The sequence below is a fragment of the Faecalibacterium sp. BCRC 81149 genome (assembly GCF_022750605.1).
Taxonomy (GTDB): domain Bacteria; phylum Bacillota; class Clostridia; order Oscillospirales; family Ruminococcaceae; genus Faecalibacterium; species Faecalibacterium duncaniae.
On sequence record NZ_QXJA01000008.1, the window covers coordinates 118,352 to 142,140 of the forward strand.

A 23,789-nucleotide genomic window follows, 5' to 3' on the forward strand; every position below is an offset into this window, starting at 1 on the left:
TGCAGTATGCCTGAGAGACGCAGAAAAAGAACGAATCAGGATCGCGGAACAGATGAGGTGAAGCAGGATCGGAGCTTACTGTTGTATGTGCTGCTGTCTTTCGTGACGTTTTCGGTCTACCATTTTTATTTCATGGACTTGTGGGCGAAGGATGTCAACATTCTGTGCGAAAAGGATGGAAAACATACGGTGGGCGTCGAAAAAATGATGCTGTTCAGTGTCCTGACATTCGGCGTGTACAAATATGTGTGGCTTGCGGAGATCGTGGATCGCATTTGTGACAATGCGGCGGAATACGATGTGGAGGTCCGGCAGGACAGCGAAACCTTCTTTGTATGGATGATCCTGGTTCCGGTTCTTGGATATCTCGTCGCAATGTATCGAGCAATTCAGGATACGAACCGACTGGCTGAGGCATATGAGCGGAGCAGGCAAAAGCGCACGGAAGTGCACGACAACCCCAACACGAAACCTCCCCCGCCCTGTATGCGGGGGAGACTGTCTGGGTTGACCGGAAATTTGGCGGGCAGAAGCTTTGAGCTGATACCCGGACGATCGGTGGAACTGGGTCGGAACCCAGCGGAGGTGTCGCTTATCGTAAGAGGCGAAAAAATCAGCCGGATTCACTGTACGGTTCAATATAATGGAAAGGATCTTGGGTTTAATGTTACCGACCATTCCCGGAACGGGGTATTCGTCAATGGGGTGCGTATTCCTTATAATGTGCCGACTTATGTGTCCGGGAAAAGTATTGTCGCACTGGCAGATGGTGCAAATAAGTTTCAGCTGATAGAAGCGGCGGACGAAGATGATAGGAGTCCGGCTTTAGGAGCAGACAATGAAGAGTAAAAAAATCATCGTTGCAGCACTGGTGGCAGTGGCTGCAATAGTACTGGCAGGATGCAGTCCGAGAAGCTCGATGGCAACATTATCCACCGATTCAGATTCGGAGACGGCAGAGGTCTTTTCGCTAGCCAAGGTCTTGAATCTTGGAACGAACTACTTGACCTCGCTGGATTATGATAACGCAATCTTGCAGTATATCGATATCATCCAGCACGACCCGACGAACAAGGAAGCCTATGCGGGCCTGTATGCCGCTTATGCAGCACAGGGAAAAGCCGATGAGGCAAACAAGGTCTTTGAACAGGCGCAGGAAGTGTTTGATGACGAGGCGGACTTTCTTCCAGGATTTCTGGATGATGCAAAGCTGGTCTTTGAAAGCGGTGGTGGAAACGTTCCCTTCCAGATGCTTTCGGAACACTTTTGGAATGACTTGAATTCGGTCTTTGCAAAAGACGTGGGCGAGGCGTGGATTGCGGCAGACCCGCAGAATGCCGACCCCTATGCCCTGCTGGGAGCACACTATGCGGCACTAGACGATGAAATCGGCATTGAGAAACTGCTCCAGAATGCGGAAACAAATGGCGTCGATTTCAACACCATCGATACCAAGATCAAAACGAACTCGGATGGAACCTGCACGCTGACGGTACAGATTAATGATTTCCTGAAGGATGAATCGGGGCAATCGGCATCTGTAAGTGTCAAGGTTGATGCGAAAGACAACGCTAAGACGGTCACCCAAAAGGTGGCCGAGAAAGCAGCGGACAGCGCAGCAAGCAAGGTCGTGGAAAAAAGCGGACTCACCGGCGAAGCGGCCGGCATCGCAAATTCGATGGCTCAGGAGGCTCTCCGAAAGGGCCTCGGCAGCGCGGGAAGCGGACAGGGAACCAAATCGTCCGGGACAGTGACGGCGCCTACCTATGACCCGTCGCAGGACAGCGGCGAAAGCGATGATTTTGACTGGTCGCAGATTCAATCGGAGTTTGATAGTCTGAAAGACGAATTTCCGTCTTAAAAGTCGTGTGGAGGAATGTGCATGAATTATAACGAAACCAGTCAATGGGCGGCGGATCTTGGAAGCGGCTACAGTTCGATCCGACCTCTTGGCGAGGGCGGGATGGGCACACTGTACCGCGCGCACAAAGACAGTCTGGATGTTGATGTCGTCATCAAGCGTGTAAAACAGAAGTTCAAGGGACGGATGGACGAGCGCGCGGAGGCCAATATCCTCAAAACGTTGAAGCACAAGTATCTTCCGAGAATCTATGACGTGATTGAAAGCCCGAGCGGCTATGTCTATACTATCATGGACATGATACCGGGCGAGAACATGCAAAACTACGTCAAAACGCACGGCCCGGTCAGTCAGAAGCTTGCATACCGGTGGGCCTGCCAGCTCTGTGAGGTAATCGCCTATCTGCACTCGCAGGTACCTCCGATTCTGCATTGTGATATCAAGCCCAGCAATATTATGATAACGCCCAACGAAGATATCTGCGTCATCGATTTCAACACATCACTTGTTTTTTCAAAAGGCGTACTGGCAATTGGCGCAACGCCGGGCTATGCGGCACCGGAACAGTATACCCGTCCGGGAGCATCGCCCGATACGATCGAGACGGTTCCGCTTGAAGAAACCATGCCGCTGCGAGGATACAAAGATGCGTTCGCCTATCAGAATGTCAGATCCAACAAGGGCCCGTCCGGCAGAGGTGTGAGCAATTCTGTCACGGCGGCGCAAGCAACCAATGCGGGTGGTTATGGCACTATCAGCAAGAGGACGGACGTTTATGGCATCGGTGCGACTCTATACTATGCAATCACCGGGCAGCAGCCCGGCCATTCGCTGAAGGATGTTCGGCCCATCACGAGCTATAAACTCAAATTCAGCCGTAGCTTTTTGCTCATCATCGCCAGAGCGATGAAGAAAAGGCAGGAAGAACGCTTCTGCGACGCACAGGAAATGCTCCGGGCGCTGCAGGATATCCATGCAATTGACGGACGCTATAAAAAGGTGGTTCATTCTCAACGAGTTGTGGCGGCGGTCTCTCTTGTCCTTGCGGTATCAGGAACTTTGGCTATCCTGTTTGGCGTACAGCGAATCGGCGTGGAACGGTACGCCGCTTATGACGCCCTCGTGCGGAAAGGCCGGACGGCCGCCGATGAAATGCGCTTTGATGAGGCGGAGCAGGACCTGCAGCAGGCTATCGCGATTTACGATGACCAGTTGGAAGCATATGTGGAACAGGCAGTCCTTCTCTATCGGCAGGGAAAGTATCAGGAGTGCATCGATGCAGTGGAAACGACGCAGTCGCGTGAGCTGAAATATTACAGCAGACAGAGCGTGGCAAACCTGTACAACGTGGCAGCGGAGGCCTACTACGAGCTGGAAAGCTATGAATCGGCTGCGACGATGTACCAGAAAGCGATAGGATACTCTCCTGATATCCTGAGCTATTATCAGGGTGAGGTGACCGCCCTGATTCAGCTGGGCGATTATTCTGGCGCGGATGAGGTCCTTGCAGAGATGGCGAAAGCTGTCCCTGACGCCGAACAAAGCGGTGCCTATCAGGTCGTTCAAAGCGAGCTTCTGAGAAAACAGGGAGACCTGCCGGATGCGCTGGATGCCGCCCGTAAGGCAATCGGCTCGGCGGACGGCAACGACCAGCTTGCACGCGCGTACCGTCTGGCAGCATCGATCTGTGAGGATATCGGAGACTCCATGCTTTCGGAGGAAATCAATCTCCTGAATCAGGGCATTGAACAGCTCCCCGATGGATATTACAACGCGCTGGCCGGACAGCTGGCGTCCGCATATATTCGTCAGGCGGAAGCGACCGGGAATCCCGGCTATCAAAAAGATGCCTTGCGAACCTATCAGCAGCTGGAGAAAAACGGAAACACCACGCTGGAAGTCCGGCTGAATATCGCAATGTTGCAATATCAGCTACATGATTTCTCCAAAGCGATGGAGATGCTTCAGGCACTGAAAAACGATTACCCCAAGGACTACCGGGTGTATAAATGGCTCGCCTTTGTTCAGGGCGAACTTGATTTGCAGAACGGAGCATCCTACACGAAAACGCTGGGATATTACGAAACGGCTGCTGAACTCTATCGTGCAGAGCAGGCATCCGGCGTGTATGACCCGCAGATGGATGAGCTGGACCGCATGGCACGGAACAACTGGCAGTAAAAGAGGTGGAGAAAATGACGGTTGGACAAATCATGGTGGTGTGTGGTATCTGTCTGGTGCTGGTTGCTGTTTTATTGGCCGTGGTCGGGAGCGTTCTGCTGCACAAAAAGAAGAAAATGGTTCTTCTTGAAATCGAACACGAATACCGCTGAGAAAGCAGGAAAAGGAACATGAAATATTGTGCCGCATATTATTCCGATATCGGAATACAGAAGGAAACGAATCAGGATTCTCTCCTTCTGGTGCAACGAGGTCAGACTCAGGACGATGAAGCTGTCCTCGCAGTGATCTGCGACGGCGTAGGTGGACTGAAAATGGGCGAGCGGAGCAGCGCAGCGGTCGTGACAGCCTTCCGGGACTGGTTCGATGAGCGTGTCGAGGAACTATATGAACAGGAAGAACCGGAGACGGAGCTGTTCGATGACTGGGACAATCTTATCCAATCGCTTCATATCCGGTTGAAAGACTACTCCGAAAAGGCCGGATTCCGCAGCGGAACGACAGTGGAAGCTGTTCTTTTTATGAAAGGTCGGTATTACATCTGCCATGTCGGAGATTGCCGGACATATATCATTTCGGATACCCTCACGCAACTTACGACAGATCATACCATCGTCCAGCGTGAACTTACCGAAGGAAAACTGACACCGGAACAGGCCCGGAAAGATTCGAGACAAAGCCTCCTGCTTCAGTGCGTGGGAGCGGGCAAAGACGTGAAACCGGATTATCTTTCCGGTGAGGTTCTGCCGCACCGGACGTTTCTGATCTGCTGCGACGGGTTTCGCCGCAAGGTGACAGAGGCTGAAATAAAAAAGAGCTGCAGGTATTCTTCCAGGGAGAAAAAGTTACATGAGGCTCTGGAAGAAACAGCACAGCTCTGCATGAAACGAAAAGAGACGGACAATATCACAGGCATCCTTATCAGCGCGGTCAGAGAGAAAAAAGGTCTTTTCCCATTATGGAAAAAGGCTACGCAGACTGCGGGGAAAAAGGTAATAAAGGATATCTTGCTGGAACACTCTACTCCGGCGGATAAAATATTGTAAAACAAAGGAGACATTATTATGGAGGACAACAGAAAATTTGCAACATTCTTTGCGGATGCCCCCAAGGGCAAAAAAATTGGAGCGGTTCTTTCGTGGATTGCAACGGTGATTTTGCTTGTGGCACTTTTTGTGCCGGGATATCAGCTGAGATACCAGATGAAAACGGAAAAGGGGACCTTTAAGGATATCCCTGCAACCATGACTTCTGAGCTTAAACAGATGAAAGAAGAAGCAAAGCTGAATTTTCAGTTCGGTGCGGGCACTACCTCCGATAAGATCGATGAATTCGTTGAAAAAGGCAGTACGAGTGTATTTTCCTATCTTGTCAGTCCCGATTTGCAGAAGGCAAGGCTGGTAAATCTTGAAACCATGAGTGATGCCCCGGATGATATCTCTAAAATTTGCGTGGCACTGTTGGTACTGTTCTTCGTGCTGGTCGTCGCAGCGGCTGTTGCCAGTGTGTTCACGATAAGCTGGTGCGCACTGGCGGCGAACCTGATTGGCATCATCGAGTTGCTGGCAGTGTACTTCTTTGTGTTTGCGGGTAAATTTTCCATCGATCCGACGGACACTTCGATAACCAGCCGTGTTGCCCCTGCACTGACTATGATTCTGATTGTGCTCCTCGTACTGACCGCAATCATGTCCGTGGCTTCCGTGATCGTTAGCTATGCGGTGCATGAAGACGAGGAAGCGTTCGTGGACGACTGGAACAGCAACGATCCGAGTCGGGATGCCGAGACGAATCTGGTCGATGACGGCAATGCCACAACCGTGCCGGCAACGGACAACTCGATGACAGTCGTGGCCTCTTTGATCCAGATGAACACGAACCGGAGTTTTGCAATCTACAATAACACAGAGGTTGTGATCGGCAAGGGTTCTCAGGCAAACATCATCGTCTCCAACCCGATCATCAGCCGTGCCCATGCGAAGATTAGCTGCCGTAATGGTGTCTGCACCATTCAGGACCTTGGCTCCAAAAATGGCACGTTCGTGGGCGACGAGAAAATTCTGGGCAGCAATACAGTGACGCTGGCGAATGGTATGTATATCACGCTCGGAAACGAAATCTTCCAGTTCAAAATCTGAGCCGGGAAAGTATTAGGACGGGGTGAGATAAAAGATGGCGGGTCTGGAAGAAAAGCTTTGTCCCGTTTGCTTTCAGGAAGCGATGGAGCATGGGGAGTGTCGGAACTGCGGGTATCATGCAGAAGAATCTTCTGCAGTGAAAGACTATCTGGCACCGTTCACCATTCTGAAAGAAAAATACCTGTTGGGCAAGAGCTTGGGACAGGGCGGTTTCGGAATTACGTATCTTGCTGAGAATATGCAGAGCGGCCTACGCTGCTGCATCAAAGAGTACTTCCCGTCCGGTCTGCTTCAGGGGAGGACACCAGATGGTGCCCTCATCCTGGCAGATGAAGAAAACCGGCCTGAGTATGAAGAGGGAAAGCAGCAGTTCATTGAAGAAGCATGCGCCCTTCAGGAGCTTCGAGAAAATATCTCTGTCGTTGACATTCGGGATTTTTTTGAAGAAAACGGGACGGCATATTTTGCAATGGAGCTGATTGAGGGTTGCAATCTGCGGGTGTTCCGAAAAAATCATAATCCGAAGCAGACGCTCAAGATGGCACTCCAGATGCTGTTCCTGCTCGGAAGTTCACTGGCAGAAGTCCATCGTTTCGGCATGATCCACGGGGATATCAGCCCGGAAAATATCCTTATCACACAGGACGGTGAAATAAAGCTCATCGATTTCGGCGCGGCACGCTCGTTCCGTCAGGGGAGCGATAGTAAAGAAAGAAAAATTTACCTGAAGCCGAACTACGCCCCTTACGAGCAGTATACGCAGAAACCGTGTCAGGGACCGTGGACGGACATTTACGCACTGGCCGCAACTTTCTACTTTATCGTGTCAGGGCGCAAGATGCTGGACGCACTGAGCCGTGCGAAAGGAGCCTCCTATCCCCCGTTGCACGAGCTGTGTCCCGCTGTCTCCCGGCAGCTGTCGGACGTGATTGACAAGGCGTTGGCGTTCGACTACCACGACCGTTATCGCAGGATGCTTGATTTTCTGGATGCACTGGAACAGGTCGTCCGGCCGGAGGACTACGACATCGATCTGGGGGCACTGATGCCGAAATCAAAGGCATCGAAGCAGGCTGAAATTCATGTCGAGACTTCCGACGACTCGGAGAAGATGTGTCAGGTTGAGGAGCAGAATATGCCAGAGCCGAAGGGCCTGGCCGCATTCTTCCATCCGAAAAAACGCAGGCTGGCATATCTGGAGCTGACGATGCGGAAATCGGGTGGTCACATTTCCAGACGGCGGTGGATAATCGAGCCGAATCGCACGGTGAAGGTCGGGCGTCTGGCGACGAGCGACGTGATGATGCCAGCGGATAACCAGATCAGCCGGAATCACTGCGAGGTGTTTTACAACGAGCCCAAGCGGGAATTTATCGTCAGGGACCTGTCCAAATATGGCACCTATCTGGCGGACGGAAAGCCAATGGAAAAAGAAAAATCGTATACACTGAAAGATGGCGATATTTTTTGTGTCGTGTCGCCCGAGTACACATTCAAGGTGGTGATTGAAACGTGATGTCCCTGTTCAAGCGAAAAAAGGCAGGCGAGGAAGCCAATACCATTCCCGAAGCGATGGATGATATCACACAGACTCTTCTGATACCCGTAAAAGACGAAGGAGAAAAAACGATGTGTGCCGACGCCTATGAGACGAGTCAGGCGGAGATCGCCAGCTATACGTCGATTGGAACCCGGAAAAGCCAGCAGGATTCGATATGCTTTGATTTTGGGGATTTCTGCACAGTCTGCGCTGTGTGTGACGGTATGGGCGGGCTTACCGGGGGCGAACGTGCCAGCGCTTTGGCGGCGCATGGGGTAACGAGATACCTGCTGGAACACGCTCAGGCGGAAGATATTCCTACGGAGATGGGACGCGCAGCACTACGACTGAACGAGGAAGTCAAGAATCTCCGGGACCCGGCCAACCAGAAAATCGAAGCGGGGACGACTCTGACGACAGTGTTTCTCCGTAACGGGAAGCTGTTCTGGTGCAGTATAGGAGACAGCCATATTTACCTGTATAGAGATGGTACGCTAGAGCAGTTGAACATCGATCACAATTTTGGTGCCCAGCTTGACCAAATGGCACTGGAGGGCAGCATAACACAGGATGAGGCACTGCATCATCCGCAGCGTGCTGCTCTGACAAGCTATCTTGGGATTTCGGAGCTGACATTGATCAGCGGAAACCGGATGCCGTTCCAGCTTCGGAAGGGAGATGTGCTCATTCAATGCACGGACGGGCTGTACCGCTATCTGCCGGACAGCACTATGTGCAGAATTTTGGCCGTGACGGGAAATCTGAAACAGGCGGCGGAACAGATGGTCAAAACGGCACTTGCTGTTCCCGGAGGGCACGATAATACGTCGGTTCTATTGGCAAGATATAAAGGCTGAGATCGGAAAATTATAGAAAGAAAGGGGTGCAATAAAAAAACTGGAAGAAGGCACAAAATAAAAGGAGTGTTGCTTTATGGCAAACAGCAAACTTCAGATGCCCGCTAATTATATGGCACTGAACGAAAGTGAAATGTCTTGTGTTGAGGGCGGCGGTATCATTTCTCAGGTCTGCTATGCTTTCGGACGTATGTTCCGTAGCACCTACTACGATAAATGGGAAAGCGAATCCAAAACGCTTGAGCAGTCCCATGGTGCTGTCGTTTCCAAGAAAAACGGTGTATATACTTACTCCGATGGTTATACCCACACAATGTCTGGTGGCAGCAACTGGGGCTTTACCAGTCTCGGTGACTTCTTCTATGGAATCGGCGATCTGTTCGCTGCATTCTATCTGTAAATTCTAGGCTTCTGCGAAGTATCGCAGAGCTTTAACTTATGGCATTCTTCCAGTTTTTTTATTGCATCGCAAATTTCGGTAACTCAAGCAAAGGAATATCATTATGAAAAAATCTACTGCGGACCATATGCACAGAAAACGCCGTAAGAACAACTTGGTATGGCTCTTTGCCCTGCTTGGCATTCTTGTACTGTTTCTGGGAACGATTTTGGCTTTTTTGATTTTCAGCAATTTGTCGTCTAAGCCTACTGAAACTGTTCAAGAAGTCTCTGCGGTGAATGGAACAGGAATTGTTCTGCCGTCCCATTTTACGGAGCGAAAGATCACAGATCCTTCCACTGCAAGAGACGCAATCAATGATGTGGCGGATACTCTTGGAATTGTTTCAGTAGAGGATGAGCTTGGGACTGCGGATTGCAGCACAGTATTGGGAGATACATATTACAGCTTTCCGCAGGTGTACCGGGGAATACCGGTGTATGGCAGAAAAGTTACCGTATCGGCTGACGCAGACAGTGAAGCTGCACTTTTGACTTCCGGATTTTATCCGATTGAAAATCTTTCCGTTGAAGCTAAAATTACCCAAAATGACGCTGAAAAAATAGTTGCAGGGTTATATCCGGGAGAAGCGGATATCTATGTAAACAATTTGGTGATATTTTCACTGGACAAAACAAATCCTGAATTGGCATGGAAAATATCGGTTCATCAAAACAATTCGTGGGAGTCAGTGTTTTTATCAGCTGTAGATGGAAGGGCTCTAAAGACCTTTTCGAATGAATTGACAGATAATGAATCCAGCAGCAATCGCTTTACAAATGTGTACTTGTATAATGCTGAGAATCGGGATATTGAGGTGGATTTTAGAATAATTTTTGATGATGGAACGACAGCAATATATGATGGGGATGATGATGACGAATGGGTTTCACTGAATAATCAAAAATATACAACGAGCGGAAGCTGGAGGCAAGTCGTATTGACTGCCCAGAACGGTGAGCGTTATAAAAAAATCGGGAAAGGCGGAATTTCAATCTCTACAGAGGCATTGGGTGGTATGCCTGCAACGGAACTTTTGCCGATTGATATTGCCTCTTTGACGGATGGCATGGGAACACCCATCGTAGCACTTGCAAAATTGCTGGCCGTCAGCAATTTTTATCGTGACGTGCTTGGATATGATGCCTTTGGCGATGACAATAAGGCAGTGGCAATCGTTGCAAATGATCATAGAGGAGGTAAGGATTCGAATAATGCCTCAGCAGGTTATGGGAGAAGCAAGATTTTCACGCGAATTTCTGTTGGAGCAACCTGCTCGCCGACAATAGATACTTTAGGACACGAAGTCACACATGCAGTTGAGCAATCCATCAGCCGGATGACATATGAAGGAGAATCTGGTGCCTTGATGGAGGCGATTTCGGATATTATGGGAGAAATAATTGAAGATTGGTATAATGACTCTCCTAAAAGATTATATCCGGATATTCTCAGGCATTGGGATATCCCACTTGAAACCAGTTTGAAGTGGCTTGACGGAGATATTTCATGGATTTTTGGGACTGTGGGTGAGCTTGAGCGGAATCTGGCTGACCCATCCAGCGTACTTCAGGGGGATGGACTACCTTATCCGACGAAATACAAGGATGAAAACTGGCGCAAGTCACAAAATTATGATCCCGAAGCACAGTTTTCTGATCATGGGGGAGTGCATTCTAATTGCACAGTAATTTCTCACGCAGCGTACCTTATGACGCAGCCGTCTGTGGACGAAACAAAGTATGAACCTCTTTCTACCTATGATTTGGCACAGCTTTTTTACAAATCACTATATGGGATTTCAAAGTCTGATATCAGCTTCAGTGAATTCCGTAATGTGCTTGTCTATACTGCTTACTCTATGTGCCAGACAGGAATGCTGACAGCAAGGCAGGTTGCAACGGTGGATTGGGCTATGGGCATCAAAGCAGGTATTCCAAATTCTTTATTTCTTGACGAAAACGAGAATAGTGTGGTATCGATTGATGGTCAGGCTAAACTTTATGTCTATGCATGGGATGGAACATTATGTGATAATTATGATTTGCATATTGCTCAGTTGGATACGGATATATTACCACGGGAGTACGATGAAAATGTGCAGAAAATTGTAGCGTATGATTACACTATTCGAGAAGCAGAGGCATTTCAAATCAATCTAACACCGGGAATTTACGAATTTAGATTAACCGACCCAAATGGAAGAAATCAGGAAGAAGTAGAGTACCTGAGAGTTGTAGAAAACAATGGGTTAAAGGGGTATCCTTTTTATCCGGGATTCGAAAATGCCAATGTGTTAGAGGTCGATATTTCACAGGAGCCGAAGCAACACTCTTATGGTATTTTTTATGATACCCTCACGTGGGAACAGGCAAAAGCTGCCTGCGAAGCAAAAGGCGGCCATCTTGTGACCATTACCTCGCCAGAGGAACAGAAACTGATTGAAAGTCTGAATACTCAGAACAGTAAGCTTTGGATCGGCGGCTATAAAAATTCTGCCGGTCAGTGGTGCTGGGTGACAGGTGAACCATGGGAATATCAGAACTGGGGCGATGGAGAGCCGAACAACTCCAGCAATGTTGTGGCAGACGAGAGTTGTGTGGCTGTGTGGCCGGTAAAGTGGAACGACTTGGCAAACAGCAATACATATGAACAGAGCGGCTACATTTGTGAATGGGAAGCATCCGATGCAGCCGAGGAAACACAGGTCGAAGGTTACACAGGACACCTTTATGAGTTCTATACATTGCCCGAATCGGAATGGGAGTCTGGCCCAATCACATGGCAGCAGGCAGAGAAACGCTGCGAGTGGAAAGGAGGTCATCTAGCGGTCATTGAATCGTCAACGGAAAATTTCCTTCTCTACAGCGCAATGAAAGCGAAAGGGTATGAGAATGCCTACTTTGGATTCAGCGATGAAAGCTCTGAAGGAAACTGGAAATGGGTCAATGGAACCAGCACATCTTATACAAACTGGCATTCTGGTGAGCCGAGCAATCAGGATGGTATTGAGCACTATGCAATGTTCTATGAAAAGTTTCAAGATGGAACATGGAACGATGCAGATGGAATAATTGATGCCGGATGCGCCTACATCTGCGAATGGGACGACCCCACAGATAAAATATCTCAGGGAGATAGCTTTACAGATCAGCAACTGCGAATCATTGCAAAAGATTTGGGAGTTCCGGATGACCTTAATGTAGAGATTCGTCAATCGCCGAAAGCATATTGGGAGGCTGCTGGCCTTTGGGATATTTATGTTGAGATAACTCATAACGGAAAACTAGTGGCATCGGGAAGCTTCGATGTTGAAACGGGAGAGATGGGACGCAACATTTATATCTATACTCCCGTCTGATACTCTTTTTCTTCAAAGCTTCTGCAAGCAGTGCGCCGTGGTACCACGGCACGATTTTTGAATCCGATTTCTAAAAATCAAATTCAAAATGCTTGTTGGGCTGTGCCCAAACCCCTTATGTTCTGCATCCGGTGGATGCAGGCTGCGCATTCCTGCGGAACGCTTCTATTGCGTGTCAATGCACACTCTCCCTGAAAATTCCGAATGCTTTTTGGTGTAAGCGTCAATGGCGCAGTCATGGCATCCGTGGTAAAATGAATGCGTTGTGTGCCTGACACACGAAAAAGAGAGGACGGATGCAGAGATGGAACAGCTTTACCTGATGCCCGGTGAGGAACGCTACACGAAATTTCAGGACGAAAACGGCGTACCGAAAGTTCGGTATACTTACTGTTCGCTGCACGGCAGACTGTTCAATTGCACTTGCAAAACCATGGATGAAGCCCAGCGGTTGTGCGAGGACTGGCTCGTAACACAAGATCGCTGCTATATAAACTAAAAAAGACCGCCGAGAACCGACCATAAAAGGTCAGGCTCTCGGCGGTCTTGGCTTATCGGATTTGCTCTTTTTCTTTGCTGTCCTTTTCCTCCGCAAAGAACAGTTCCACATTCTTCTGCGCTTTTACGATGTCCTGCATCTCATCCCGCGCCTTTCGGTACTCTGGGTAGAGTGCTTTTTTCTTGGTGAGCAAAGCCGAATACTCTGCATTCAGGTCTTTCACTTTGGGCAGCTTTTTCAGGCCGGATTCATTGAAAGCGGCTTTCGCCGTCTTATGCAGCGTGACTTCTTCCCGGTGCGCTTCCAAAAATTTGGAGCAGTACCCGGATTTACGGTAAGCATCGTATACAGGCCGGGTCTTGGCATAGTTGACGATGTGCGCCCGGAGGACGGCGATTTCTGCCATACGCTTCTCGGCGGCCTTGATGGAATCGCCCAGTTTGTGATAGCGAGAAAGTGCAGCATCAGCACGCTCTTTCAGCTCATCCGCACTGCCGATTTTCTGCTCCTGCAAAAAAATCAGCGTTTTGGACATCTCTTTCAGGTTATGCTTCTTCGCCCAACGCTCGTATCCACCGCCCTTGCCCTCGGCAAGTTTTGCTTGAATGTCAACCAGCAACTGGAACGGCTGCTCTTTGGGAGGTTGCTTCTGATGTGGGCGGTGTTCGGCTTTTCCGGCAATGACTGCTTTGATTTCATCCTCGCTGTACCCGGCACCCAGTGTCTTGAACCGGATAAAGCGTTTCTGCCGTGCGCCTTTAACGGAAGTGTATTTGCCGCGTTTGATTTCATAGCCCTGCTGTTCCAGTTTTTGCAGAAAATCTTCGTAGTCGGTGGGCTTCTGCTGCAAAATCTCGTCGATTACACTGCACAGCCGGTCGCGGTTGCTTTCCTTTGGGGGGTAAGTGATGCGCTTCTGCCGTTCCCGGTAAGGCTTCTTTTCAATGACTGACAGCTGATGCTCCAGACAAATCAGGTCGCTCAACCGCTGCACTGCCAGACCGGAAAAGAAAAAATCCCGGAATTTTCTTGTGCCGTCCAGAGTGGTCGAGTTATAGATAATGTGATTGTGGATGTGTTCCCGATCGGTATGCGTTGCAACGATAAAAGCGTGTTTGCCTTTCAGAAACCGGGAGGCCAACTCATAACCGATGCGGTTTGCTTCTTCAGCCGTAATTTCACCAGGCCGGAAAGATTGCCGTATCTGATAGGCGATAATGTTACTTTTTTGGCTGCGCCCGGTGGCCTGCTCGTACAGCTTTTTTGTGAGCATGAACTCCTCGTCCACAGTAAGCGGGCTGCATTGATAGCTGCTGACAAGTTCGCCTTTTTCAGTCTTGTCAGGATTCTGTGCATAGTTGGTGCGGTCTTTCAGGCAGGCGGCAATAGATTTTCCTTTGTGCTGATGCAGTGCGATCAGACGAGTAGCAGCCAGAGCAGATCACCTCCTAAATGAAAAAGCCGCCCGAAGGCGGCAAGAAGATTCAAAATCAAATCAGGTCCCGGAGCCAACCGCTGAATTTCTCAACGCCCTCCACCATTGCAGTTGCGCCGACAAAAGGGACAAAGCAGAGAAATTCGGCAACCAGCAGAATCAGAAATTGATCCCAAGTCTGGCGGTAGACGGTGTAGATGCCGCAGCCAAAGATATACAGCATCAACGGCGCGACAACATAGCTGGACAGAGTAAGCAGCCACTTTGCCATCAGAGCCAGAAAAGCCACGAACAGAGAGATCGGGGCAAGCATCATCTTGAATAAAAACCTCATATCAAACACCAGCCTTTCTTTTTCGCCCCTATTATAAAGGTATCGCCCCTTGCCTTGCAAGGATGTCAACCGTTATGTAAACCCGCAGCCTCCTACTGCGGGAAATTTTTTAGAGTTCGGTGAGTTTGGCGAGAAGTTGCTTGCCAATAGCTATCAGCTCATCCAACCGACTACGCAAGTCCTCTAAATCGGCGGCATAGAACTGCCCGCTTTCATTGGCCCGTTTCGCCACCTGATTCAGGTTGTTGCTGCAATTCTGAAGAAGGTACGCCATCCGACGCAGCTGTGGTAAATCAAGATTCAGGCAGTAACCATCCAGAGCCATTTTTCGCAGATAAGAGCCAATGCTCAAAATACCGCAACTTTCCATCTTCTGACGAATGCGTTCCAGTTCGACTTTGCTGACCCGGAAATGGAGCTGCTGGTCGCGACGGTCGTTCACCGGGCATCACCATCCTTATCCAAGTAAGATTTGAATGGTCGGACAGGCTCCACTTTATCAGCCTTTTCTTCCAGAGCTGCCAGCACAGAGGGGCGGGCATCCGGCTTTTCTTCCGCTTCGGGTTCTGTCCGGCTGGACTGATGCTCCATGTTCAACAGCGCATCCAATTCTGCAAGGCGGGCAGACTTGGTTTGCAGTTCTTCCTCCTGCGCAAACGGCTTGGCGATTTCAACCTCTGCGGCCTGCTTCTGCTGTTCCAGAGAATCCAGTGCGGCCTCAGCATCGGCAATGCGGTCGGCAAAATTGCCGATGGCATTGTCCAGACGGACGATGTTGCCGCGAGGGTCATCGCCCAGCGGTACCGGATAACTCAGCTCGCCGCGGAGAACGATTTGATGCTCATTCTTGAAACTGTCAAAGCGAATGTTCAGCTCAAAGCCGCGATAGGTGCCCAGCAGCATCATATCCGCATTCGGCATCTCCTTGCAGGCGAGCATCAGCCGCTCACCAGCTGCTTTTTTCTCATCGAACACCATGCCCTTGATCGTCATGCCGCAGAAGTTCTCCTTATCCTGCGGGTGTGCGTCTGCGATTTGGGCATCGTTTTTCAGAGCCGCAATACGGTTCTTCGCTTTCTGAATTTCCTCCGGGTAATGCTTGAGCAGCTTATCTTCCAGACGATATTTCTGGTTCTGGTAATCCGAGCGCAGCACCTTGAGCTTTGCTACCTGCACATCCAGATCCATCTTTTCCCGGATGCGCGGGTCGCCTGCGCATAGGGCCTTGACCTCGGCATACGAAAGAGCCTGCTCATCCACATCATCGCAGGAGCGCATCGGAGATTTGCTCGTCATGATCTGCGAAATAAACTTCTGCTTGTTTTCCAGCGTTTGCCAGAGGTAGGCGTCGAATGTCCCCTCCGTGACGTAATTATAGACGTAAACTTGTTTGTTTTTGTTGCCCTGACGGATGATTCGGCCGTTGCGTTGGGTCATATCGGACGGTCGCCAGCCTACATCCAGATGATGCACGGCCACCAGCAGGGTCTGGACATTGGTGCCTGCGCCCATCTTTGCAGTGCTGCCCAGCAGGACACGCACCTTGCCGCTGCGGACTTTGGAGAACAAATCCGCTTTCTTACCTTCAGTATCAGCGTTGTGGATGAACTCGACCTCCGATTCCGGCACCCCGGCGGCAAGCAGCTTTGTGCGAATATCATCGTAGACATTGAACGAGCCGTCTCCCTTGGGCGTGGACATATCGCAGAAAATCAGCTGCGTCAGATTATCCTCTTTGGTTTCGTTCCAGATACGCAGAACATTGTCGACACAGGCATTCAGCTTGCTGTCCGGGTCATCCGGGGTGAGCGGATTCATCAGCCGCTGGTCAAGGCCGATTTTACGTCCGTCCGAGGTGATCTTCAGCATATTGTCCACCGAGGGGTCAACCGCACCGCTATGCACCTCAGCAGCACGTTCGCTCAGGGATTTCACCATGTCCTGCTGGATTTCCGAGGGTTTGACCACGACAGTTTCAAACTTGGCTTCCGGAACAGGCAGATGCAACTGGTCGGAAGTCTTGATGTCCGCTGCCTCCTTGAACATATTCATCAGCTCCGGCAGGTTAAAGAACTTGGCAAAACGTGTGCGCGCACGGTAGCCGGTTCCTTCCGGCGCAAGCTCAATGGCCGTGGTGGTCTCGCCAAACGTAGAAGCCCATGCATCAAAGTGGGGCAGTTGTTTCTGCTGGAGAGTGCTGTACTGCAAATAGCGCATCAGTGTGTACATTTCCGTCATGGAGTTGCTGATGGGCGTTCCCGTTGCGAAAATCACGCCGCGCCCGCCAGTCACTTCATCCAGATAACGACACTTGCCGAACATATCGCTGGACTTCTGTGCTTCGGAGGTAGAAAGGCCAGCAACATTGCGCATCTTGGTGTAAAGATATAGGTTCTTGTAGTTCTGGCTCTCGTCCACAAATAACCTATCTACGCCTAATTGTTCAAATGTGACCACATCATCCTTGCGGTCGGTGGACTGTAGCTTTTTCAGTTTCACCTCCAGTGTTTTCCGTGTCTTTTCCATCTGTTTCACGGTAAAATGCTCACCGGACTGTTCCTTGGCCTCTGCAATGGCTTTTTCGATTTCCTCGATCTGATCTTCGATGATCCGTGCCTGCCGTTCCGCAGAAAGAGGGATTTTCTCAAACTGCGAGTGGCCGATAATGACGGCATCGTAGTCGCCGGTTGCGATGCGGGCGCAAAAACGCTTTCGATTGGCGGGTTCAAAGTCTTTCTTGCTGGTAACGAGCAGCTTTGCATTGGGGTATAGCCGCAGGAACTCGCTGGCCCACTGCTCGGTCAGATGGTTGGGTACCACGAACAGGCTTTTCTGACACAGGCCCAAACGCTTAGATTCCATTGCCGAAGCTGCCATCTCAAAACTTTTGCCGGCACCCACCTCGTGGGCGAGCAGGGTGTTCCCACCATAAAGCACATGAGCAACTGCATTGCGCTGATGTTCCCGCAGATTGATCTCCGGGTTCATACCGACAAAATGGATATGGCTTCCGTCATACTCGCGGGGCCGGGTACTATTGAACAACTCGTTATACTGCTTCACCAGCAGATTCCGCCGCTGCGGGTCTTGCCAAACCCAGCCTGCAAAAGTATCCTTGATGGCCTGCTGCTTCTGCTGGGCAAGCATCGTCTCCTTCTGGTTCAGGACACGCCGCTCTTTACCATCCTCCTCAATGGTATCATAAATGCGGCAGTCCCGCAAATTCAAGGTGTCCTCCAAAATCTTGTAGGCGTTGGCCCGGTGGGTGCCGTAGGTTTCGGTGGACATGATATCATACATTCCGGCGGCAGATTTGTTGCCGATGCGCCATTCGGACGTAAATGGAGAGTAGCGGACTTGGATCAGGTTGTTATAGCGGATGCGGTAGGGCGGCTGAAAAGTCTCCATCATAAACTGCTGCACAATGGCGGGATTCAGCCATGTGGCACCCAGTCGGATGTCGATTTCTGATGCTTCAAGGTCCTTCGGCTGCGCTTTGGTCAAAGCCTCCACATTGATCTTGAACTCCGGGTGGCTTTCAGCGGCAAGCTGAGCCATGCGCAGTTTATTCCGCACATTGCCGGAAAGATACTCGTCCGCAGTCTGCCAGCCTGCTTCCGGCTCATCTGCATCCGCAGAAGGGTCTTTGAAAATCACGCCTTGCAGCTCTGTGGTAATACGCTCATAATCGCCGGGAGAGCCGAGAAGTTCCGCCATATAGGGCAGATCAACACGGCCATGTTCTCCAATGGACACTGCCAGTGCTTCGCTGGGGGTGTCCACGCTGGTGACCGTGTGCTCTGGGCGAATCGTTCGCTTGGTGAACATATCCGCCTTGCTTTTGAGCTGTTTATTCTCATCGAGATTTTCCAAAGAGCAGAGCAGATAGTAGGAAGAATCATCCTCAAACAAACGCCCATTTTTGCGGTCGTTGAGCAGACCGTATTTTGCGGTAAAAGCGTCATAAGCTGTGTTCAGCTTTGCTTGGGTTGCCTTAATGTCCTCATCCGGGTAATCGTCCAGCTGCTCCTGAATCAGCTGGTTGACGATCTGCCGCAGTTCCACCATGCCGGTGACACGGGCTTTGGCATTATCGGACAACTCCACCTGCGTCATAATCGAATTTTCTCGGTAGTACACCTCACCGTCCACCACGGTGTAGGAGAAGTTTTTTACATCCGGGTCAGCCGGGAGAATATGCTTCTCGTTTTCGGCATCCGCAATATCTGGTGTTTCCACCTCAGCTTCGGTGTATTGCCCCTCAATATGCTGTACCACCTCGGCAAGCTGGTCGGCAAGGTTTGCGCCCTCGATGGGCGCAACGGTCAGGTCATGACCATACTGGGTGCTTTCCAGCGTAAGCTGCCCCAGCACCATCTCCGGGTGGTCTACGAAATACTGGTTGATGGCAAAACCATCTTCGGTCTTGCCAAGCTGCACCCAGTCCGGCTCGTGGTCGATGGGGCGGTCACGCTTTTGCAAAAAGATAATGTCCGAAACCACTTCGGTGCCTGCATTTGCCTTAAACGCATTGTTGGGCAGACGGATGGCACCCAGCAAATCGGCTCGTTCTGCCATGTGCTTGCGGGCGGTGCTGTCCTTGCTGTCCATGGTATAGCGAGAAGTCACAAACGCCACGATGCCGCCCGGACGCACTTGGTCGATGGTTTTCGCAAAGAAATAATTGTGGATGGAGAATCCCAGTTTGTTGTACGCCTTATCGTTGACCTTGTACTGACCAAAGGGCACGTTGCCCACCGCCAGATCGTAGAAATCACGGCGGTCGGTGGTCTCAAAGCCTGCCACGGTAATGTCGGCCTGCGGATACAGTTTTTTCGCAATGCGCCCGGTGATGCTGTCCAGTTCCACGCCGTACAGCCGACTGTCTGCCATGCTGTCCGGCAGCATTCCAAAGAAGTTGCCCACGCCCATACTAGGTTCCAGAATGTTACCGCTGTGGAAACCCATGCGCTCCACGGCATCGTAGATACTACGGATGACGGTAGGGCTGGTATAGTGGGCGTTCAGGGTGCTGGAACGGGCAGCAGCGTACTCATCCTCGGAGAGCAGCCCTTTCAACTCTGCATATTCCTTTGCCCAACTATCTTTGCCGGGGTCAAAGGCATCCGCCAGACCGCCCCAGCCCACATACTGGGAAAGCACCTGCTGTTCCTCGGCAGTGGCACCTCGGTGCTCCTGTTCCAGCTTGAACAGGGTGCGGATGGCTTCAATGTTCCGGGCATATTTCTGCTTTGCGCCGCCCTCGCCCAGATGGTCGTCCGTGATACGGAAGTTTCCGGCAGGCTCCGGCGCAGGTTCAGCATTCAGGGCTTCATCCAAGGCGGCGGCATCCGGGAAGGTCTGCACTTCGCCGTCAATCACCGTAGAGATGGGCAGTTCGTCTAGTTCCTCATCGGTCAGTTCAGACACATCCGGCTCCTCCTGCCGCAGTGCATTCTCGAACTGCTGCTTGTTGATGACCTCATTGTCCCATGACTGACCGTGCGCACTGGTGTCGATGCGCACATCGGTTTCGCCAACATAGCCGATGGTTCCTTCAATCGTTCTGGTGGGAAGGTCTACTACAACTTCGTCCCCGACCTTATAGCTGACCTCTTTTTCGGGAACCAGATCAATGGCTGCGGCCTGCTGTTCTTCGTACAGTTCTCTGATGTGCGGAAGATGCTCATTGCGGAAAATGGGCAGTCTGTTTTTCGTCAGCTCCATGTCCTGCAAGCTGACGGATTTGAACGTAAAATTAACGTGTTCTACCCGAAAATCTCGGTCATCCAGCTTGATGATGCTGCCGATTGGCAGATAATCCGCTTCACGGAGATATTTTGTCTGGTGGTGGGAGCCATCTTCGTTCAAGCCAGCCAGATAGACGTTGTTGCCCGCTGCCCACAGCTTTTTAGATTTTGCTGCCCACTGCTCACTCGGAAAACCAGTTACTTTGACTTTGCCAAGCACATTTTCCTGTGACAGAAGATTGGTGCGCAGAATCCGCTCCACAGCAACGGCATCTTTGTCATAGAACAGATAGTTACCGTTCAGTTCAAAGCCCACGAGGGTGTTAGGATACTGTTCTTTCAGAGCAGTGTACTCTGCGGCAACAGTGCCATCCAGCATCGGAAGCTGACGTTCAGCTTCCTGTCTGGCAGTACGCTGCTCTTTTTCCTCATCGGTCAGGTAGCGGTCGGATTGGATCATCAGGTCGATATACTTTTCCACCTGCGCCCATTTCAGGGCGATTTTCTGGTGGTCGGGGTAATGGTCAAATTCCAATCCCTTCCAGTCGTGGTTGACGAAGCCTCGGCTTCCGTCCAGAAAATCGTGGGAGTGCCCACCAATGCCGTACTCCTTTGCCAGTGCTTTGGCACGGAATTTGCGGTCAGGCTGGGTCTGGTACAGCGCCATAATGCGCTGTTTGCCGCCTGCAAACCCTGAACCATGCCGCCGCAGCTCGTTCTCAATTTCCGATTGCGATAACGAAAAAGCGGAGGGCGTTTTTTCGCTCTCCGCTTGGTCGATCTTTTCAATTTGCTGGGCTTCGGTGGGAATGTGGGCATCGAAGAAACTTAACTGTAAATCAGTTCGTTCAGCACCAGTTCCTCGGCCTGTGCTTTCAGACTGTTCATGTGCTGCACCCACCCCATCTGATGCTGCTCCTTGTTCGGAGCCGGGTTCTGCTTCAGCAGTCCCTGCATGGTCTGCTGCATCTGGCTCTCTGCCGTCTGCTCCACCTCCATCAGGTGCGGGTACAGGCTCCCGTTCAGGAGCATCGTGTTGTACAGCACCGGGCGATGGTTCATCAGGTACGTCCGGCGCAGCCTGCCGTACTTGCCCAGCGGTTTCCGGGGCTGGTTCAGAATCAGGTTCGGGAGCTGGTAGTCCCCGACGGTCGAGTAGGTCACGTTCCTGCTGTTCGTATTCATATTGGCTCCTTTCTGCATTGCGGCGGCGAATGGTTGTTTTAACGGTGCGCTCGATGTTCCGCAGCACCTCCCGGCTCATGTCGCTGACTGCGGCACCGAGTGTGTAGACAGTGTCCGGGGTAGAAAAATCGTAGATGGCCTGAAAACTGTCTTTGTCAAAATAGCCATCCGGCTCAAATCCACAGCGTTCCAGCAGCGTGTAGGTGACGCTAATGGCGGCGGCAGACTTGAACTGCATCTCCACCCCGGCTTCATCATAATCCATCAGCAGCGAACCGTCAACGATGGCGCTGATGTCCTCGCTGTTGTTGTCCCAGTAATCCGCCACCAGTTTCCCGGCAACATCCGCAAGCTGCTGGCTGACACGCTCCCCGCTGATGCCGTAGGTCTTGCTCAACATTTCCGAAACCGGCTGTTTCAGGTCGTCATTGTACTGCCACATCTCCGGGTCACGGGAATTGCGGCGCACCCCGGTATCGCTTACGTCAAAGACGTAGTGCAGCCGAGGGAATCCGCTGGATTCGTCCAGCAGAGCGATGCCCTTAGAGCCACGCCTGACATAGCGGTTCATCCGGTTGTTCCAAACATCATAGTCGGCGCAGGCGGTGGCATCGGGCCGCTGAGCGTAGATCATCAACTGGTCTGCAAAGGGGTACTTGTACAACCGGGATGCAGTGGTCAGGTAGTCCGTCCAGCTTTCCCAGTACCGGGTCAAGCCGTTGGCCGTGCGCTGGGCAAGGGCAAGATATTCTTCGGTTTTGCTTGGCATAGCGTTCCTCCTTTTTCGGATTTTAGGGTATAAAAAGAGCGGGCAACCGTTTTGAGGGTCGCCCGCAGAAGGTGTGTAATAATTTGATAGTCCGTCAAACAGGAATTGATTTACTTTGTTTGTAAATCTTCCAGAAAGAAAATTCCCTCTGTTAGGTTGACAAACATTTCCTTGTCCTTGATTACATGAATTTTATTGTTCCACCAGACAGTAGTGTTATTAGCGGAGATTGTTTTGCTTGTTCCATCCTTGAGAAAATAAGTAATTGTAATAGCGGGTTCTTCTTCGCTATTCACTTCCCCAAATAAATCATATTTCAGAAATCCCGTTAGCTTTAAGGCTAACTCAATGTCCTCACTGCTCGAAATTTCTTTAACATCATCCGTGACACTCGGATACGTGATATTTACAGACTGAATATCATTTATGCGGGGCAATCCCCAAAGATACATACCATTAGTAAATATGTTGATCCCAACAATCAAAACAGTCATAACTATCACTTCTATCAAAAATCGAATAAGACCTTTGAAAATCTTGTTCACCAACTTATCCTCCAATCTCAATTTCTCCTACTCCCTCGATTCCGATTTATTGAGTTGAGCATATCACATAAGCGAACACTCCAACCCTACAGCTCGGTTTCCACTGCAAGCTGCTCCTGCTTCTCTTTTTCGTCAGCGATTTGGACATCAACATCTTCGCGCATCTTTTTCAGAAGTGCGAGGACACGCTTGATCTGGCCCTTGGTGTTCTCTACACGGCTCTGTGCCTGATTGATGTGATCCAGAACTGCCCAGTCTGCAAAGAGGCCGTCAAAGAAGAAATCTGCAAATTTCAGAAAGCTGTCCACCGTAACCTGAAGGTCTGCGGTGATCTCAACATCAGCAAGCTCAGTTTTGAACCGCCGCAGTTCCACTTGAAGCTGTTCGATTTGTTTCTGCGCATCGTCCAGTTCCTCATACTTGGCAAGATCGGCCATCAAACCGCCGCCCATTACGTCCCATGTACTCCAGCCCTCGGCATTGTGGAGGGTTTCGAGAACTTCGTTGACCGTATGCAAGGCAGTCTTTCCTGCGTTGATGGCTTCCAGCAGCTCCCGCTTTTGAACTTTCAGTGCGGCAATGCGGCTTTCGCTTTCCGCAATCTGCTGTGCGGCAGGGTGGGCAGAGACTTTGATGTTTTTGATTTTTTCGGAAAGAGCAGCTTGATACTGACTTTCGCAATCGGACAGCCGTGCCAGTCTATTTTGAATCTGCTTCAAGTCGGCATCAACGGAAGAAAGATCATGGAGAGCCGCATCGTACTTGACGCGGGCTGCATAGGCTTCCTGCCGTTCTTTGTCCAGCTTTTCATCCATTTTTCCAATCACTTGATAGAAAAATGCGGCAAGGCTGTGTCCCTCCAGACGGTCCACATCAGCCTGCTCTGCCAGCTTGG

The 23,789-nt window shown here is 50.7% G+C and carries 19 protein-coding genes; 12 read left to right on the forward strand and 7 right to left on the reverse strand.

Features of this window, described 5'->3' with window-relative positions; genetic code table 11:
- The first annotated feature begins 6 nt into the window (after nucleotides 1-6).
- From D3F01_RS10275 to D3F01_RS10325, 11 genes are all read left to right on the forward strand, one after another.
- Nucleotides 7-849 (forward strand): DUF4234 domain-containing protein, encoded by an 843-nt coding sequence (locus tag D3F01_RS10275; RefSeq protein WP_242888486.1) that lies wholly within the window; start codon nucleotides 7-9, stop codon nucleotides 847-849.
- A complete protein-coding gene (locus D3F01_RS10280) occupies nucleotides 839-1,861 on the forward strand; it encodes a tetratricopeptide repeat protein (RefSeq protein WP_242888488.1) in 1,023 nt (340 codons plus the stop codon). The genes D3F01_RS10275 and D3F01_RS10280 overlap by 11 nt, the downstream gene beginning before the upstream one ends.
- Before the next feature lie 21 nt (nucleotides 1,862-1,882).
- A complete protein-coding gene (locus D3F01_RS10285) occupies nucleotides 1,883-4,042 on the forward strand; it encodes a serine/threonine-protein kinase (protein ID WP_223389455.1) in 2,160 nt (719 codons plus the stop codon).
- A gap of 14 nt (nucleotides 4,043-4,056) precedes the next feature.
- Nucleotides 4,057-4,194, forward strand: a complete 138-nt coding sequence (locus D3F01_RS10290; RefSeq protein WP_015565642.1) for a hypothetical protein — start codon at nucleotides 4,057-4,059, stop codon at nucleotides 4,192-4,194.
- An 18-nt stretch (nucleotides 4,195-4,212) separates the two neighbouring features.
- The gene (locus D3F01_RS10295) at nucleotides 4,213-5,088 is read left to right on the forward strand and encodes a PP2C family serine/threonine-protein phosphatase (RefSeq protein ID WP_223389467.1); all 876 of its coding nucleotides are present in this window, start codon (nucleotides 4,213-4,215) and stop codon (nucleotides 5,086-5,088) included.
- An 18-nt stretch (nucleotides 5,089-5,106) separates the two neighbouring features.
- On the forward strand, nucleotides 5,107-6,180 hold the full coding sequence (locus D3F01_RS10300) for an FHA domain-containing protein (protein WP_242888490.1): 1,074 nt from the start codon (nucleotides 5,107-5,109) through the stop codon (nucleotides 6,178-6,180).
- A gap of 34 nt (nucleotides 6,181-6,214) precedes the next feature.
- On the forward strand, nucleotides 6,215-7,696 hold the full coding sequence (locus D3F01_RS10305; RefSeq protein ID WP_117529623.1) for a protein kinase: 1,482 nt from the start codon (nucleotides 6,215-6,217) through the stop codon (nucleotides 7,694-7,696).
- Complete coding sequence (locus D3F01_RS10310; protein WP_015565638.1) at nucleotides 7,696-8,577, forward strand: protein phosphatase 2C domain-containing protein; 882 nt, start codon at nucleotides 7,696-7,698, stop codon at nucleotides 8,575-8,577. The genes D3F01_RS10305 and D3F01_RS10310 overlap by 1 nt, the downstream gene beginning before the upstream one ends.
- 76 nt (nucleotides 8,578-8,653) lie before the next feature.
- On the forward strand, nucleotides 8,654-8,977 hold the full coding sequence (locus D3F01_RS10315; protein ID WP_015565637.1) for a hypothetical protein: 324 nt from the start codon (nucleotides 8,654-8,656) through the stop codon (nucleotides 8,975-8,977).
- A 103-nt stretch (nucleotides 8,978-9,080) separates the two neighbouring features.
- Nucleotides 9,081-12,377 carry a lectin-like protein gene (locus tag D3F01_RS10320; protein WP_223389471.1) on the forward strand — a complete coding sequence of 1,099 codons (3,297 nt, stop codon included), beginning with the start codon at nucleotides 9,081-9,083 and terminating at the stop codon, nucleotides 12,375-12,377.
- A gap of 304 nt (nucleotides 12,378-12,681) precedes the next feature.
- On the forward strand, nucleotides 12,682-12,876 hold the full coding sequence (locus D3F01_RS10325) for a DUF3873 family protein (protein WP_117529620.1): 195 nt from the start codon (nucleotides 12,682-12,684) through the stop codon (nucleotides 12,874-12,876).
- A 52-nt stretch (nucleotides 12,877-12,928) separates the two neighbouring features.
- On the opposite strand, the gene D3F01_RS10330 is transcribed toward D3F01_RS10325, so the two are convergent.
- The 5 genes from D3F01_RS10330 to D3F01_RS10350 all read right to left on the reverse strand — a co-directional run bounded on the left by D3F01_RS10330 (nucleotide 12,929) and on the right by D3F01_RS10350 (nucleotide 21,580).
- Entirely contained in the window at nucleotides 12,929-14,311 is a 1,383-nt protein-coding gene (locus tag D3F01_RS10330; RefSeq protein WP_223390011.1) for a relaxase/mobilization nuclease domain-containing protein, read from the reverse strand.
- Nucleotides 14,312-14,366: 55 nt separating this feature from the next.
- Nucleotides 14,367-14,645, reverse strand: coding sequence for a hypothetical protein (locus D3F01_RS10335; protein ID WP_242888492.1), 279 nt, complete (start codon nucleotides 14,643-14,645; stop codon nucleotides 14,367-14,369).
- 109 nt (nucleotides 14,646-14,754) lie between these two features.
- Nucleotides 14,755-15,087 (reverse strand): plasmid mobilization relaxosome protein MobC, encoded by a 333-nt coding sequence (gene mobC / locus D3F01_RS10340; protein WP_207698577.1) that lies wholly within the window; start codon nucleotides 15,085-15,087, stop codon nucleotides 14,755-14,757.
- Nucleotides 15,084-20,855, reverse strand: coding sequence for an SNF2-related protein (locus D3F01_RS10345; protein ID WP_242888504.1), 5,772 nt, complete (start codon nucleotides 20,853-20,855; stop codon nucleotides 15,084-15,086). The genes mobC and D3F01_RS10345 overlap by 4 nt, the downstream gene beginning before the upstream one ends.
- A 368-nt stretch (nucleotides 20,856-21,223) precedes the next feature.
- Nucleotides 21,224-21,580 carry a TnpV protein gene (locus tag D3F01_RS10350; protein ID WP_242888495.1) on the reverse strand — a complete coding sequence of 119 codons (357 nt, stop codon included), beginning with the start codon at nucleotides 21,578-21,580 and terminating at the stop codon, nucleotides 21,224-21,226.
- 1 nt (nucleotide 21,581) lies between these two features.
- Between D3F01_RS10350 and D3F01_RS10355 the strand changes: the two genes are divergently transcribed.
- On the forward strand, nucleotides 21,582-22,382 hold the full coding sequence (locus D3F01_RS10355) for a hypothetical protein (RefSeq protein WP_242888498.1): 801 nt from the start codon (nucleotides 21,582-21,584) through the stop codon (nucleotides 22,380-22,382).
- A 77-nt stretch (nucleotides 22,383-22,459) separates the two neighbouring features.
- Here D3F01_RS10355 and D3F01_RS10360 read toward each other — a convergent pair whose 3' ends face one another.
- Nucleotides 22,460-22,909 carry a hypothetical protein gene (locus tag D3F01_RS10360; protein ID WP_055190176.1) on the reverse strand — a complete coding sequence of 150 codons (450 nt, stop codon included), beginning with the start codon at nucleotides 22,907-22,909 and terminating at the stop codon, nucleotides 22,460-22,462.
- A 71-nt stretch (nucleotides 22,910-22,980) separates the two neighbouring features.
- A partial coding sequence (locus tag D3F01_RS10365; protein WP_242888501.1) for a hypothetical protein occupies nucleotides 22,981-23,789 on the reverse strand: 809 nt, incomplete at its 5' end.

What these genes read in the sequence shown, in the direction of transcription:
- D3F01_RS10275 (WP_242888486.1), top strand. Translation starts at nt 7, where the DNA reads ATGCCTGAGAGACGCAGAAAAAGAACGAATCAGGATCGCGGAACAGAT.
- D3F01_RS10280 (WP_242888488.1), top strand. Translation starts at nt 839, where the DNA reads ATGAAGAGTAAAAAAATCATCGTTGCAGCACTGGTGGCAGTGGCTGCA.
- D3F01_RS10285 (WP_223389455.1), top strand. Translation starts at nt 1,883, where the DNA reads ATGAATTATAACGAAACCAGTCAATGGGCGGCGGATCTTGGAAGCGGC.
- D3F01_RS10290 (WP_015565642.1), top strand. Translation starts at nt 4,057, where the DNA reads ATGACGGTTGGACAAATCATGGTGGTGTGTGGTATCTGTCTGGTGCTG.
- D3F01_RS10295 (WP_223389467.1), top strand. Translation starts at nt 4,213, where the DNA reads ATGAAATATTGTGCCGCATATTATTCCGATATCGGAATACAGAAGGAA.
- D3F01_RS10300 (WP_242888490.1), top strand. Translation starts at nt 5,107, where the DNA reads ATGGAGGACAACAGAAAATTTGCAACATTCTTTGCGGATGCCCCCAAG.
- D3F01_RS10305 (WP_117529623.1), top strand. Translation starts at nt 6,215, where the DNA reads ATGGCGGGTCTGGAAGAAAAGCTTTGTCCCGTTTGCTTTCAGGAAGCG.
- D3F01_RS10310 (WP_015565638.1), top strand. Translation starts at nt 7,696, where the DNA reads ATGTCCCTGTTCAAGCGAAAAAAGGCAGGCGAGGAAGCCAATACCATT.
- D3F01_RS10315 (WP_015565637.1), top strand. Translation starts at nt 8,654, where the DNA reads ATGGCAAACAGCAAACTTCAGATGCCCGCTAATTATATGGCACTGAAC.
- D3F01_RS10320 (WP_223389471.1), top strand. Translation starts at nt 9,081, where the DNA reads ATGAAAAAATCTACTGCGGACCATATGCACAGAAAACGCCGTAAGAAC.
- D3F01_RS10325 (WP_117529620.1), top strand. Translation starts at nt 12,682, where the DNA reads ATGGAACAGCTTTACCTGATGCCCGGTGAGGAACGCTACACGAAATTT.
- D3F01_RS10335 (WP_242888492.1), bottom strand. Translation starts at nt 14,645, where the DNA reads ATGAGGTTTTTATTCAAGATGATGCTTGCCCCGATCTCTCTGTTCGTG.
- D3F01_RS10345 (WP_242888504.1), bottom strand. Translation starts at nt 20,855, where the DNA reads ATGATCCAATCCGACCGCTACCTGACCGATGAGGAAAAAGAGCAGCGT.
- D3F01_RS10350 (WP_242888495.1), bottom strand. Translation starts at nt 21,580, where the DNA reads ATGAATACGAACAGCAGGAACGTGACCTACTCGACCGTCGGGGACTAC.